13 protein-coding genes are annotated in these 14,765 nt (G+C 46.7%); 10 read left to right on the forward strand and 3 right to left on the reverse strand.

Translation table 11 applies throughout. The annotated features are described in order from the left end of the window. Positions 1-30 precede the first annotated feature (30 nt). The 5 genes from BLQ13_RS15045 (at position 31) to BLQ13_RS15065 (ending at position 5,298) form a co-directional block, all read left to right on the forward strand. Complete coding sequence (locus BLQ13_RS15045) at positions 31-999, forward strand: LacI family DNA-binding transcriptional regulator (RefSeq protein WP_090921454.1); 969 nt, start codon at positions 31-33, stop codon at positions 997-999. Between the two features lie 356 nt (positions 1,000-1,355). Continuing rightward, entirely contained in the window at positions 1,356-2,468 is a 1,113-nt protein-coding gene (locus BLQ13_RS15050; RefSeq protein WP_090921456.1) for a glycoside hydrolase family 88/105 protein, read from the forward strand. Next, positions 2,465-3,511 (forward strand): pectinesterase family protein, encoded by a 1,047-nt coding sequence (locus BLQ13_RS15055; protein WP_090921458.1) that lies wholly within the window; start codon positions 2,465-2,467, stop codon positions 3,509-3,511. Before BLQ13_RS15050 ends, BLQ13_RS15055 begins: the two co-directional genes overlap by 4 nt. 160 nt (positions 3,512-3,671) lie before the next feature. Further along, positions 3,672-5,006, forward strand: a complete 1,335-nt coding sequence (locus tag BLQ13_RS15060) for a helix-turn-helix domain-containing protein (protein WP_090921461.1) — start codon at positions 3,672-3,674, stop codon at positions 5,004-5,006. Positions 5,007-5,118: 112 nt separating this feature from the next. Continuing rightward, positions 5,119-5,298, forward strand: coding sequence for an aspartyl-phosphate phosphatase Spo0E family protein (locus BLQ13_RS15065; RefSeq protein ID WP_090921463.1), 180 nt, complete (start codon positions 5,119-5,121; stop codon positions 5,296-5,298). 49 nt (positions 5,299-5,347) lie between these two features. Here the strand turns inward: BLQ13_RS15065 and BLQ13_RS15070 are convergent, their stop codons facing one another. Next, positions 5,348-6,190: an aldo/keto reductase gene (locus BLQ13_RS15070; RefSeq protein WP_090921740.1), complete on the reverse strand. Its 843-nt coding sequence runs from the start codon at positions 6,188-6,190 to the stop codon at positions 5,348-5,350. A gap of 207 nt (positions 6,191-6,397) precedes the next feature. Continuing rightward, the gene (locus BLQ13_RS15075) at positions 6,398-7,618 is read right to left on the reverse strand and encodes an MFS transporter (RefSeq protein ID WP_090921466.1); all 1,221 of its coding nucleotides are present in this window, start codon (positions 7,616-7,618) and stop codon (positions 6,398-6,400) included. A 168-nt stretch (positions 7,619-7,786) separates the two neighbouring features. On the opposite strand from BLQ13_RS15075, the gene BLQ13_RS15080 reads away from it, so the two are divergent. The 3 genes from BLQ13_RS15080 to BLQ13_RS15090 all read left to right on the forward strand — a co-directional run bounded on the left by BLQ13_RS15080 (position 7,787) and on the right by BLQ13_RS15090 (position 9,464). Further along, on the forward strand, positions 7,787-8,185 hold the full coding sequence (locus tag BLQ13_RS15080; protein WP_090921468.1) for a winged helix-turn-helix transcriptional regulator: 399 nt from the start codon (positions 7,787-7,789) through the stop codon (positions 8,183-8,185). Further along, positions 8,182-8,859 (forward strand): TIGR00266 family protein, encoded by a 678-nt coding sequence (locus BLQ13_RS15085; RefSeq protein ID WP_090921470.1) that lies wholly within the window; start codon positions 8,182-8,184, stop codon positions 8,857-8,859. Before BLQ13_RS15080 ends, BLQ13_RS15085 begins: the two co-directional genes overlap by 4 nt. A gap of 143 nt (positions 8,860-9,002) precedes the next feature. Continuing rightward, positions 9,003-9,464 (forward strand): MarR family winged helix-turn-helix transcriptional regulator, encoded by a 462-nt coding sequence (locus BLQ13_RS15090; RefSeq protein WP_090921472.1) that lies wholly within the window; start codon positions 9,003-9,005, stop codon positions 9,462-9,464. Positions 9,465-9,596: 132 nt separating this feature from the next. Here the strand turns inward: BLQ13_RS15090 and BLQ13_RS15095 are convergent, their stop codons facing one another. Next, a complete protein-coding gene (locus BLQ13_RS15095; protein ID WP_090921474.1) occupies positions 9,597-10,571 on the reverse strand; it encodes an aldo/keto reductase in 975 nt (324 codons plus the stop codon). Positions 10,572-10,683: 112 nt separating this feature from the next. On the opposite strand from BLQ13_RS15095, the gene BLQ13_RS15100 reads away from it, so the two are divergent. After that, complete coding sequence (locus BLQ13_RS15100) at positions 10,684-11,757, forward strand: LCP family protein (RefSeq protein WP_338060879.1); 1,074 nt, start codon at positions 10,684-10,686, stop codon at positions 11,755-11,757. A gap of 284 nt (positions 11,758-12,041) precedes the next feature. Continuing rightward, positions 12,042-14,714 (forward strand): DUF2339 domain-containing protein, encoded by a 2,673-nt coding sequence (locus BLQ13_RS15105; protein ID WP_090921479.1) that lies wholly within the window; start codon positions 12,042-12,044, stop codon positions 14,712-14,714. Positions 14,715-14,765: the final 51 nt, after the last annotated feature.

A 14,765-nucleotide genomic window follows, 5' to 3' on the forward strand; every position in this document is an offset into this window, starting at 1 on the left:
TTTCAGGCATATGAGAGGTGTTGATTCAATTTGATTACCATTAAAGATATTGCCAAACTGGCGGGGGTGAGCTACAGCACGGTATCGAAAGCACTGAACGATGATCCCCGAATCAAACCGGCGACCAAGCAGAAGGTGCTCGCGGTAGCGGAGAAACACCAATACCGGAAAAATATGCTGGCCCGGCAACTCTCCACTGGCAGAAGCAATATCATCGGTTTTGTGCTGGACGAACTGAGCAATCCATTGTTCTCCAACATTTCGGGTAGCCTGCATACCGAGCTGAAGAAGCGAGGGTATCAGATGATTCTGGTTGTAGCCGATGACGGGGTAGACGTGTTCAGCCAGCTGCGTGTCGATGGTTGTATCCTGTGGGACTATGCGCTGGACAATCGGGATGCATTTTGGAAAAAGTTTGCGACCTTGAACATGCCGTGTTTTGTACTCGGTACAGATGAAGCTCCGAACTCTCCTTACATCAAGATTGATCGTAAGGAGGGGTTGTACAAGGCCGTGGAACATCTGAAATCCCTCGGTCACAGCCGAATTGGATTCATCGGTAACTCGCAGCATGTCAAGCTGGAGGGTTATCGGGAAGCCTTGCAGCGCACAGGACTGATTTTCAATGAGGACGATGTGTTGCCCGCGCATTCTTCGTGGGAAGATGGGTATTTCGCGATCCGGAACTATACGTTTGGAGCGGAGTCTCCCACGGCATTTATCGGCTTGAACAACCTTGTGACACGGGGAGCACTTCGGGCGTTGCTCGAAGCCGGCTACAGCGTGCCGCGTGATATCTCGATTATCGGTTATGACGATCTGCCGGATATGCAGTATGCCGAAGTGGCATTGACCACCATTGGTCCACCGCTGGATGAACTGGCCGCTCAGGCGGCAGAGCTCATCGTATCCCTGATTCGTGACGAGCAGGTGGATGTGCCGGTTGTCATCCAGCCGAAGCTGAATCTGCGTAATTCAACAGCAACGTGCCGGCAGTAATGCCGGCTTTAATAGAAAGCTAGTTCAGCTCTAAAAGTAGTAAGTGAATGTATAATTGAATGAAGAACTATCCCTGTTGAGTTATTATTTTACACACCAACGGAGAGGACAGAAAAAACCTGAAAAAGTGAAGCGTTCGCCTTTATCACCGGATTTTCCCTTTAATAAAAGGGAATCGAAAAAAATCTGGTGATAACAGCGATTGGAAGGTTGTTCTGTCATTGGAGTAAGCGTGTAAACATCTTTAGTTCAAATTATAGCCTAGAACGAATGAGTAGAATGAGAGCAGTGGCTAGTAACAGATTCGATGCACGTTATTGTATTCGAACCAATACAAACTACTAGGAGGTAACGCGATGCAGGTACAGACGCAGTTATCCTGGTCTGAGCGAATTGCAGCAACGATTATGCAGCAATGTAACGAGGATGGTTTCCATGCATTCCCTTCAGGACGATGGGCATACGTGGAAGGCATGACGTTAATGGCTATGGCACGAACAGGAGAAGAATACGGCAAGCAGGAATATATCGATTTTATGAAAAGACATATGGATCTGTATGTACAGCCAGATGGATCTATCGGAACCTACTCCCTGGAAGAATATAATCTGGATCAGATTAATCAAGGGAAGAACCTGTTTGCATTACTTGATGATGCCGAGGATGGGCGCTACGCAGAAGCTGCTCATCTGCTCGCAGCGCAGCTTGCAGGGCAGCCTCGTACATCCGAGGGTGGCTTCTGGCACAAAAAAATCTATCCGTTCCAGATGTGGCTGGATGGACTGTACATGTCTTCTCCTTTTCTCTCCCAATATGCGAAGACGTTTCAGCGTCCAGAGTTATTTGACGAAGTAGCTCATCAAATTCTGCTGGTCGAGCGCCAGACACGTGATCCACGTACCGGATTGTTATACCATGGCTGGGATGAATCGAAGGAGCAGATCTGGGCAGATTCCCTGACCGGATGTTCCCCGCACTTCTGGAGCCGAGCTATGGGCTGGTATGCCATGGCCATCGTGGATAGTGTCGAACATTTCCCGCTGAATCATCCTAAACGGGGTACGATTATTGGTATCTTTGAGCGTATGTGTAATGCCTTGGTACGAGTACAAGAGCAGGAGAGCGGACTATGGTTCCAGGTGCTGGATCAAGGGTTCCGCAAAGGAAACTATCTAGAGGCTTCAGGCTCAAGCATGTTTGTATATGCAATTGCGAAAGGTGTACGTTTGCGTTATCTGGAACCTCACTTCAGAAATGCGGCTGAAAAAGGGTGGCAAGGGCTTACGTCCAAGTTAATGGAGGAGACCACTGAAGGCGTTCGGTTGAACGGTATCTGCCACGGAGCAGGATTGAGTCTGGATCGTGATGGCTCGTACAGCTACTATGTTAGCGAGGCTATTGTAAGCGATTCCTTTATGGGAGTTGCTCCGTTGTTGCTGGCCGCACTGGAAATGGAGCGTTTGCCATGACGGAGCAACGCTCGGCAGCGGATCTCGTGTTGGAGTCATCTACTCCCTGTATTACGGTTGCTTCTGACGGATCAGGAGATTATACAACCATTCAGGCGGCAGTGGATGCTCATCCAGACCATGGTACTCACGGCCTTCCGATCCGAGTGAAGGCAGGCGTGTATGTTGAGAAGCTGCATATGGATAAGCCGGGCATCCATCTGATTGGTGAGGGCGCCGAGCAGACGATTATCACCTATGATGACCATGCACTCAAGCGATTTCCCGACGGTTCACAGTATCATACATTCCATTCGTACACAGCCTTTATCGGGGCTGATGATTTCAAGGCGGAAGGCATCTCTTTCGTGAACTCGGCTGGGCCAGGTAGCGAGGTAGGACAGGCGCTAGCAGTCTATGTGGATGGGGATCGTGCTGTGTTCCGCGGATGCCGTTTTATCGGTCATCAGGATACGATCTTTACCGGACCATTGCCTGAGCAACCGCTGGACCGCAGTTATTTCGGCGGGCCTCGTGACGGTGCCGAGCGCAGGAAGTTAAGACAGTACTTCGAGGATTGTTATATCGAAGGGGATATCGACTTTATTTTTGGCTCGGCTACGGTTGTGTTCAAGAGTTGTGAGATCTTCACGAAAAGTCGCTTGACGGAAGCGGAGGTTGCAGAAGGACATGTGAATGGCTGGATTACAGCGGCTTCTACACCAGAGGATGTTCGTTACGGATATGTGTTTGTCGAATGTGATCTGACCAGTAATGCCCCTCCGCAATCGGTGTATCTGGGCAGGCCGTGGCGTAATCATTCCAAAGTTTGTTTCCTGAACTGCTGGCTCGGTGCGCACGTGAAACAGGAAGGCTGGCATAACTGGAACAAGGTCGAAGCGGAAACCACAGTTAATTATGCCGAATATAAAAGTGCCGGGCCAGGAGCCGGACGTGCAGATGTGCGCGTGCCTTGGTCTCACGTACTGACGGAGGAAGAAGCAGCCGAGTATACGTTGTCCCTCGTTTTGTCAGGGGAGGATGGCTGGAATCCATTTGAATAAGCCGAGGCTGTGTCTAAATTTCGAATCGAGTTTAGATACAGCCTCTTTGGTGCTTTTTTTACGTGCTGGATAATATTTGGACCCATGAATGATTCTTAATTGGTATAGTTATGCACAGGGGATTCAACCCATTACTTGTACGTTTGTGGAGGTGTGTGTGATGGAGTGTGCAAATTCAATTCGAGAAAAATTGATGCAGTACATACAGGATAATCATATTAAACATTCACACTTTGCTGTGACATCAGGCATAAATTCAGGGACGCTCAGCCGTATTTTACAAGGAAATAAACCCATATCTATGAATCAACTTATAGCGATTACCGCGGGTATGGGGTTACCTGAAGATTATTTTTTTGATGATTATATAGACGAGTGTTTTTCAACCCTGATCTCCATCAGACGTATACGGCCGTTTATATTTCGTTGTGCTGATTTGAATCGAGTGGATTGTATCCAGCATATCACCAATCGTATTCTAGAAGACCTTGCTTATGTTCCCGTATTATTTGAAATGGCTGAGGAGTTATTTGACAATAACAAAAAAATGGCTGCAGCAGTTTTATACCGAGGGGTATGTGAAGCGGAAAAGTATCAGCATTCTGAACGTCTTGCACGCTGCCAATATCGTTTGTTTCTAATTGATCTAGGGGACAATATGGAAAAAAATATACGAGCGGCAACTCAGTTTGAGACATACGTGAACCGGCTGGATGAAACCGATCAACTTGAAGCATTAAAGCAGTTATCACATGCATTCGGAATGGCCCATAAATGGGAGAAGGTGAATACACTTGCCAAAGAGATGCAACGAATCGCCACGATACAATATGAATTGCAACACCGTTCTGTTCGTTCGGAAGAAGTAAAGAAGGAGACAGAAAGACCGCTTTATTATTATATTTTATACGCCTATCTGGCCCAAGCTACAGCAAGTGAGAAGTGCGGTGATTACAAAAGAGCACTGGAACTTGTAGGTCTATATGATAATGGGGAACGCTGGATTCGAGAGAAAGACGAGCAAGCTCAGCAGATTATTGGACAATTCTCAGAATGGGCTATTGCGAATACTTACCTGTATCGTCTGATGTCAGGAGAAGTGCAGATTATAAATGAATATGCTGATTATATAGCAACTCGCGAAGGTGAGATATTCATTGCTCTATGGCACATGATCCAGGCAGCGAATATATATCATTTCAATATTGATACGATTTTGGAACGATTTGCAGGATATATACCTTATCAATCGGAAAAAGCTGAATTCGGGGAGTATACACCGACGATAATAAAAGAAAAATACGTGCAATTTTTAGGGGATTTGGCCGTGTATCGCTTCGTTGAAAGTAAGGATAATCAATCTGCCACAGAGCTTATGTTAGAGGGCTTGAATCTATCCATAGCTATGGGGAGTAGCACAATTCTTAATTCCTGCTTGGCTATTTTCGAAAAAATTAGAGATCGTTCAGAGTTTTATGAAGCTAAGCAAGGCTAGAGATGGGCGTGTATTGGGTCATATTTCATATAATTGCGCTCCTTTTGTGCCTTTAAATTAATAATCTATATTCTGACATCAGATTCTACAATGTTTCAGAGAGGCTGATTTGATGAGGAAAAGTGTGCTTATACATCTGAAAATGGAGCAGGCTAGAAGCCATCTGCACGAACTTGCGAAGAAATATAACGGATTTCTTCATCCTGAAGTAATCAAGCAGTCGGTGATTCTGGATAAACTCATTGACCAGTTTAATCATGAAGCAGAAAGCAAAAACAAAGCCGATGGATGAATAATCGACTTTGTTTGATAGGTTAGTGGTCTTACTTTAAAGAATTGAATTAGAAATCAAAGTTATCCGGGTCTGGGCCTACCCGCACGTTCTCGTTTAATGAGTTGATCTGTTCCATCTCTTCCGTGGACAGCGTAAAGTCAAAAATGGCTGCATTTTCGATAATCCGATGTTCTTTGGTTGATTTCGGAATGGTTACAACGCCATTCTGCAGATCCCAGCGAAGGATGACTTGTGCAATAGATTTACCTTTGGCTGCAGCGATATCTTCTAATACTGGATTGTCCAGCAGCTCACCTTGCATCAACGGTGACCAGGCTTCAAGCTGAATGCCATGCTGTTTGCAGAATGCTCGCAATTCATCCTGTGTTAGACGGGGATGGTACTCCACTTGGTTGACCATCGGTTTCACTTGTGCATCCTGCATGAGATCTTGCAGGTGATGAATTTGAAAATTACTTACGCCAATTGCACGGATTCGGCCTGCTGCGTACAATTCCTCCATGGCTTTCCATGCACCCTTGTATTTGCCGGCTTTGGGCCAGTGAATCAGGTATAGATCGAGAACTTCCAGTCCCAGCTTGTTCATCGTGGTATCAAATGCGGCAAGTGTTTCCGTATATCCAAGATCAGCATTCCATACCTTAGAGGTAATAAAGAGGTCTTCGCGCTTTAACCCGTTTTCTTGCAATGCCTCAGCGATGGCCTGTCCAACTCCTGCTTCATTGCCGTAGATCGCTGCTGTGTCGATACTGCGGTAACCGTGTTTGATTGCACTTTTCACCGCCTCAATCAGTTCTGATCCCTCTTCGACCTTGAATACGCCTAGGCCAAACCAAGGCATGTGAACACCGTTATGCAATGTTGTAGTCGATTGTAGATTTTTTGCTATTGTCATGAGAAATCCTCCTTGAAATCTGTTTATATTTCTATTTAAAGTGATATAGCCAACAATTCATGATACAAAATTAAATCATACTAGATCAAATAATGCCCAACCTATATAGTAACGTATATAGTCTGTCGATATATAATATGAGGCCGGATACGGATTCGAGCGGTCTCTGATCTATAACGAGAAAGGTGCTTTTCTTCCAGATCAAACCTTAACAGGGTTTGGTTCCAACCTGTCTGAGTTTGTCATAACTTGCTGTTCAAGATGTTGCGCCCATATTGTCAGGATTGCCGCAATGAGCACCATTAATGCACCGACCCATGTGGTATGGATCAAACCGATGGAGTCATTTACGACTCCGCCTAGATAGGCACCTATAGCAATACCCCCGTTAAACGCAGCAATATTAAAAGCTGACGCGACATCTTTGGCTTGCGGTGCAAGCTTTTCTGCGAGTGTAACCACAACGACTTGAAGACCAGGTACATTCATGAAAGCAAGCAAGCCCATGCCCATAATGGTCACCAGTGCAGCCCATTTGAATGGAACGGTGAAATACAGGATGCCAAGGATGATCGTTTGCACAATGAACATGACAAGAAGTGACTTCAATGGCTTGCGGTTGGCTGCTTTACCGCCAATCATATTACCAATGGCAATGGCCACACCGTATAACAGCAGAATGATAGCGATCGTTTGATCCGAATAACCGCTGATGTCATGCAATAGCGGAGACAAGTATGTGAACACGACAAATGTGCCTCCATAGCCTACAGCCGTGATGATAAAAGCAAGCATCAGACGACCGCGTGTTACGAGTCTCACCTGATCCCGAAAGGGTGTACGTGTACCACGTTGTAACGTTGAGGGCACAAGCAAGAGGTTAGCGATCAGGGCAAGGATGCCAACAGCTGCAATCAGGATAAAGGCTGCCCGCCAGCCAAGATTTTGGCCTACGAATGTACCGATAGGCACACCGGTTACCGTTGCAATGGTCAGTCCCGAGAACATCGTGGCAATAGCACTTGCTCTGCGGCCTTCTGGTACCAGATCAGCTGCTATGGTGGAGCCAATCGACATGAACAAGCCATGTGCGAGAGCGGATATCACCCGTGCGATAAGAAGTACAGTAATCCCGGTGGATAATGATGCCAGGGTGTTACCGGTAATAAAAACCAACATGATCGCGAGCAGCAACGTTTTGCGTGATATAGCCGATGTAAGTGATGTTAGAATCGGTGCACCGAACATCACACCCAGAGCATATATGGTAACGGTTAGCCCTGCTGAAGATACACTAATATGAAGATCATTTGCGATCAGTGGCAAGAGTCCTACACTGATAAACTCCGTCGTACCGATTGCAAAAGCGCTGATTGCTAATGCCAGTAGCGCCCAAGTGCTGTGTTTTGTCTCATGATGCATGTCCTGTTCAACTCCTAGAATGTAGATTTGCTTACCGGCAAATGCTATTATGAATTATTCGGTATGACATGAACAGTACGTACTTTTTAGTACCCTACGTACTTTTTGGTGCCTGTACATTAGCATGAACGGAAGCAAATCATAGATGCATCAGGGAGGAAGACAACGATGGAGCGCAAAAAATATAATATCTCGGTCGAAGCAACGCTGGAGGTTATTGGCGGCAAATGGAAATGTGTTATTCTCTGTCACCTGACACATGGAAAGAAACGAACCAGTGATCTGAAGCGTATCATGCCCGCAATCACCCAAAAGATGTTAACGCAGCAACTGCGGGAGCTGGAGAATGACGGTATTGTAAAAAGAATCGTGTACAATCAGGTGCCACCCAAGGTAGAGTATGAATTGAGTGAATACGGTCGGAGTTTAGAGCCCATTCTGACCGCATTATGTAATTGGGGTGACCAGCATATCATCAAGGAATATGGCGACAAAGCAGCCGTGCTGGAGGATAATGGACTCAATGACTTTACTACCGACAATGACAGGGAGCTGATGAAACCGTGAAATACGAAATTCTATACGACGGCGCATTTGCTATGCTTAAGGTAGATTTACAGCGTGGAGAGCGTTTCAAGGCTGAAAGTGGAGCCATGGTGTCCATGTCGCCTACCGTTGAACTCAAAGGATCAGCAGAAGGCGGTATGCTCGCTGGATTTGGCCGTATGTTGAGTGGAGAGAAATTTTTCTTTCAGGAATTGACGGCTGCCGGGGGAAGCGCGGAGATTTTGTTATCTCCATCAACTCTGGGCAGTGTGGAGGCTGTAGAACTGGATGGCTCGTACTCTCTCTATGTACAGAAAGACGGATTTCTGGCAGGAACAGAAGGCATTCAGGTGAATACCAAAATGCAGAATTTGAAAAAAGGTCTTTTTTCCGGAGAAGGCTTCTTTATAATTGAAATCAGTGGACGAGGCACTGTGTTCCTGTCCTCATATGGTGCGATACATCCTATACAATTGGCTGCTGGCGAAGAGATTATTGTAGATAATGCTCACTTGGTGGCCTGGCCTCATTACGTTGATTATCGCATCGAAAAAGCATCCCAAGGCTGGTTGTCCAGTGTGACGAGTGGGGAAGGGTTGGTTTGCCGTTTTCGAGGAGAGGGCACCATCTTGATCCAGAGTCGAAATCCGCAGGGATTTGGTCAATGGATAAAACAGTTTATTCCTACACGATAAATCGTTATATTATTTCATAGATGAATGAATAGAGATGCAACGGAAGTGTATTTCGAAGCGTTATTATAACAGATTCGTTATACCATGTATGATGTATACATACATCTCTGTTGCACAAGATCGTACATCACGGAGGTAGAACAATGAAAAGCTCACGATACACGAATCCGCAAGATAGTCCCGGATACCTGTTATGGCAGGTAACAACGATGTGGCAGAAGGAAGTCCGCAGGGTATTAGAGCCCCTTGATCTGACACAGCCCCAATTTATTTTATTGCATACTTGTTTATGGCTTAATGAGCGTGACTTGGAAGGCAAGGGAGTTACCCAGGTACAGATTGCTCATTTTGCCAATGTAGACGTTAATGTTACCTCCCAAGTGTTACGAGCCCTCGAAAAAAGAGGTTACGTTAAGCGTGAGCGTCATCAGACGGATACACGGGCGAATATCATTACGACAACGCCTGAAGGCACAAGGCTGGCGATTGAAGGCATGAATCTCGTGGAGGAATCGGATAAAAACTTCTTCGAACTTCTCGCGGATCGTAAAGAGGGTTATATGGAAATCATGCAAGAATTCATCAGGCACAGAGCAGAACAATAATAATACTACTTTTACTCATCATGCTTTCGTTTGCATGAAGTGGATTCATGATATATCTTGCGCGAAAAATGACGAAAAATGGATAAACCTCCCTAACCATGTAAGGTTGGAAGGTTTATTTGTCATTAAAATCTAATCCAGTCTGTAGGATGCGAATGGCTGGCCATAACGGAAATCCTCGCTCAGCTGATCCAGTTCAGTCAGCAATTCACCCGAAAGCTTGAGATCGAGGCTGGCCAGATTGTGCTCCAGCTGCTCCGTCTGCGTGGCTCCTACAATTACGGTGGATACGGCCGGGCGAGTTAATAGCCAGGCGAGGGATAGTGTACTTGGAGAGCAACCGGCGGCCTCTGCCTTGGCACTTACCTGCTCGCTTAGTCGAATATTATGCTCCAGCAAGAAGCGGTTGAACGACGGGTCGGTATCTGCTCTGGAGCCGGACGGAATACTGGCTTGTCCATTGTATTTTCCTGTCAGGATACCGCCAGCCAGTGGGAAATATGGGATAATGCCTACACCTTGATCGAGACACAGCGGAACGAGTTCGTTCTCAGGTGTTCGATCGGCGAGCGAGTAGCTGGTTTGCGTGGAGATATACCGCGCATATCCGCGCATCTCGCTAATGCCGAGGGCTTTCATTAGCTCCCAGGCGGCGTAATTGGAGGCGCCGATGTAGCGCACTTTGCCGGACGTAATCATGTCGTCGAGCGTGCGCAGTGTTTCATCCAGCGGGGTATGCGGGTCAAAGGTATGGATCTGGTACAGATCAACATAATCCGTCTGCAGACGCCGCAGGCTATGTTCCAGCTCTTGCTGTAGATGGTAGCGCGAGGAACCGCGCCCATGGGGACCATCATGCCGGGGCAAACCGGCTTTGGTTGCAAGCACAGCGTTTTCCCGCCGACCAGCCAGTGCCTGTCCAATGATGCGTTCTGATTCTGTGCCAGCATAGATGTTGGCGGTGTCGATAAAGTTGATGCCACGGTCCAGCGCTGCATGAAGAATGCGGGTCGAGGCGGCCTGATCTGCTCTTTTGCCAAATGCATTTGTGCCTAGACCGAGTGCAGATACGCGCAGACCGCTGTTGCCTAAACGTCGATACTCCATCTCTCATCGCTCCTTTGGTGTCCAGTATTTGTATAGCCGATTATATCGTAATCTATTGAAAACGTGTTATTAATATAGTTAAATGAATGAAGAAACCGCAACTAAAGGAGATATGATGGAAAACAGTGCTGCACATTTAACTAGACGGAAGCCGAAGAAACCGAAGAAAAAATGGAAGAAGCCCCTTATCATCATACTGAGTTTATTGATTGTGCTCGGAGGCATCGGATTCATCTATCAGAAACAACTCGTTGTGCTGGCATTTAACCTGTTCGCCTCAGGTACGGTGAAGGAAGCTTTGGATGATTCGTATAAAGCCGCAGGGGATAAGGATGCGCCTGTTGTTCAACATACCGATCCTTTTTCATTGTTGCTGCTGGGCATTGACCAGCGGGATAATGAGCCAAGCCGTTCGGACACGATCATCTATTCTGTCGTGCGTCCAGAGGATAATAAAGTGTTATTGTTGTCTATTCCGCGTGACTCCTACACTGAAATTGTGGGCCGTGATGTGAAGTCCAAGATTAACTCGGCTTATGCCCACGGCGAAGCCAAGATGGCGATGGATACGGTGGAGAAGCTGCTGGAGAACAAAGTGGATTTCTATGCTGCGATTAACTTTCACGGTTTGAAAGACATTGTCGATGCGGTGGGCGGCGTGGAGCTGCCAATTAAGAAAGATATTGAGAATAAAAGTAAAGCGCATGAGAAGCTGTTCGTGCAAGCCAACAAACCGATCTATAACGGCGAAGAGGCGCTTGGATATGTACGTTATCGGGAGGATTCCGATTTCAACCGTACGATGCGTCACCGGATTTTCCTAAATAGCTTCATGAATCGTGCGATGGAGGTCAAAAATCTGACCAAAATCCCGGACATCATCAAGATTGCCGGATCGAATTTTACAACGAATATGAAATCGGACTTTATTGTGAATTTTGCCGAGTCTCTATATATGAAAGACAGCATTCCAACCATCAGCAATTACATGCTGAAAGGTGATGGGAAGATGCGTAGCGGTACGTGGTATTATGACCTGTCTGATGAAGATCTGACTTATGTGCGCGGTATGATTAAGAGCTGGTTAGATCCGAATACAACGCAATTGATTGAGCCGGAATCAGACGATAAGAAAGAGGGCACGGAGTCGTCAACACAAGATTCAATAACGCAGACGGAGAATTAAAGGGTTTAGTTATAAGTATGAACATGTACGTGGTAGTAGTGTGGGTAAATGGATATAAAACAAGCAAATAGTCTGGAAAGCATAAAAGAAGCCTTGGGCAAATTTATGCTTCCAGGCTTTTTTGTGTTCTATTCGTTCAAGTGGTCAAGAGAAGCGGGATGAGTTGGGGCACCCGGCAAAGTGTCGGTAAGGTATCAGCAAGGTATCTGTTCTGTAAACCCTTTTTTGAGCTATCTATAGTAAAATATAGGAAAACATCTTATGACAACCAATGGAGGAAGTCCATGAAGGAATTTAAGGATCGGCTTAGGCAGGTTCAGGAGCAGCAGAGGCAACTCGCTAAGGACTATCAAGCCTTACTACAGGAGTATCAGTCCGATGACCTTACGGTTCGCAACGAACAGTTGCTGGAGCAGACGGAAACGCAGCAACTTAAACTGCAACAACTGGAACGTCGTGCACGCCAGATGGAAGAGGAAAATGCGCGTCTTCGCATGGCGTTGTCCGAGCAGATGCTGGACGAGAAGCTGAATCTGATCCGGGTATCGCGGGAGAAGATGGAGACCTATTTTCAAGGCAAAACGGCAGTACATAACGACCATATCAGCGAATTGGAGCATCGAACCAAAGCTAATCTGAATACTATCTTCAATCAGGCTTCCCAGCATCTGCAAGAGGATGCGGCTGAGATGAAGGAACGGATTGCCTATCTGGCAAACGAGGTGAAATCACGGATCGAATCGCACAAGCAGGCTGTGTGGGAGAGAGCTGAGGCAGTTCGCGGCCAGATCCAGCATGGTTATGAGCAGATGGCAGAGGAGGAGCTGAGCGAGGAAACGATCCAGCGCCGAATCAAGCAAAATCGGATGGAGATGCGGATCGGGCTGAGCTGGATTAACAAGGTAGCGATACTGCTCCTGATTCTGGGAGTCGGCGCAGCCTTTCGATACTCCTATTCAACGTGGTTTAGCGATGAGATGAAGGGCGCGGGCTTTTTCCTGCTTGGCGCACTGATGCTAGCAGGTGGGGAGTGGCTGTTTCGCCGGAAACAAAAAACATTTGCCATGGGACTGCTTGGCGGAGGCATATCTGTGTTATTTGGTTCGATATTCTACAGTTATTTCCTGCTGCATATTATTGGGCTGTACACAGGTTTGGGTTTATCTGTGCTGGTGTCAGCTGTGTCCGTCTTGTTGTCTTTAAGGTATCAGTCCAAGACGATCTGTTCCTTTGGTCTTGTGGGTGGATATTTGCCATTCTTCTCTTACCTGTTCACGTTTGGGCTGGAAGGCACAGCGGTCTATACCGCAATGATCTATCTGTTGCTGCTGAACGGTATCATTGTGTTCATTTCGTTCGGGCAACGATGGCCGGTCGTGCACTATATCAGCTTCTTGTTCCATGCGCCGTCCATGCTGATTCTGCTATGGCTGTCACCGAGTGAACAGGTGGGTATGCTGTATTCTGTGGTGACTTTTGCTCTGTATCTGGGTATTACGCTTGCGTATCCGTTCAAACATCGGGTGAAATTGACCTGGTGGGATTTCGCTTTACTTGCCATGAATACGAGCTTGAGCTGTCTCGTCTTGTATGTACTGCTCGATGCGGCGGGCTGGAATGATGCGCAGGGCTTGCTTGCTGTTATTTTTGCACTCGTCTATCTCGGACTTGCGAGGTTTGTTCAGCGGCATATGGCGCAGGAGAAGCAGACCATTTTACTGTTCTATCTTACGTCGCTCACCTTTACCATTCTGTTTGTTCCGTTCCAGTTTGGTTCGAAATGGCTGTCGATGGGCTGGTTGATTGAAGGCGTGTTACTGGCTACGTTTGGACATTTCAGAAAATTTAAGGCAGTCGAGCGTGCGGGCTGGGGCATCGTGCTTCTATGTATTACATTCTTTGTGCAGTATGATTTGTTATCATTATTCTTTGTGGGGGAACAGTCGTACTTTATGTTAAAATACTCCAGCCTTACGCTGGGAACCCTGCTCATTACGCTTTATTATGCTTGGGCGCTGCGCGAAACGGGCTCCGAAGGAATGGGAAGAAGCTTCAATTACTTCCCGTGGGAGCGTGGTTTCCTGGAAGGTTTCAGGTATGTGACCCTTGTAAATGTATGGTTATATGTGCTCTATGAATCCAACGAACTGTATATCAGAGCTATGGATGAAACGTTCGTCTTATATATGTTCTATAAGCTGCTTATGTTTGCGGCGCTGACGATTGCTTTGGCGTATGGACTTGGCAAAGTGAAGATGCTTCGTGATCCATTCCTGCGGGGATATACACTCTTTTTGCATGGCATTGGGTGCTGCATTGCACTGGCGGTAACCTTGACGATGCCAGCATTGCAGCCAGGTGTAGAACAGCATACGGCGGCCGAAATTGTCGGACTGGTTGTCCTGATTATTTTTAACGTGGGTGTATTCTTCGCGGGGCGAGATCTGCTGATTGCGGGAATACGTGGTCAGTTCAAAAGTGTCGAGTGGTATCCCGTTATTGCGGGCATCTACTTGCTCGGCGTTATCACCGTGTTCCTGACCATTCAGTTCCAGTGGGGTGACGTGGGGCTGATGTTCAGCTTGATCTATCTGGTGCTGGCGATTCTCTATATCGCGTACGGGTTCCGTAGAAAATATGTTATGATCCGGCGTCTCGGGCTGGGTCTAACACTGTTCGCTACTGGCAAGATGGTGTTCTATGATGTCAGTCTGTTGACGGCGGGCAGCAAAATCATCGCGTATTTCAGCTTTGGTCTGCTGCTACTGGGTATATCGTATCTGTATCAGAAGGTGTCCAGCCGGATGGAGGAGATTCAGGCGAAGGTTGAGGGTGAGGGTCAGAACATATCCACTACAGCGAATAAAATAAATCCAACAGATCAATCAACGCGATCCAATGAATCTGAGAAAAGTACCTCAGGTACATCCGAGGAAACAGATGATGAACAACATTGATGTAGGCGTATAACGAGTGTTGTTGAACGTATCATATTAGAAAACGCTGTG

The organism is Paenibacillus polysaccharolyticus, assembly GCF_900102085.1.
Classification (GTDB): Bacteria; Bacillota; Bacilli; order Paenibacillales; family Paenibacillaceae; genus Paenibacillus; species Paenibacillus polysaccharolyticus.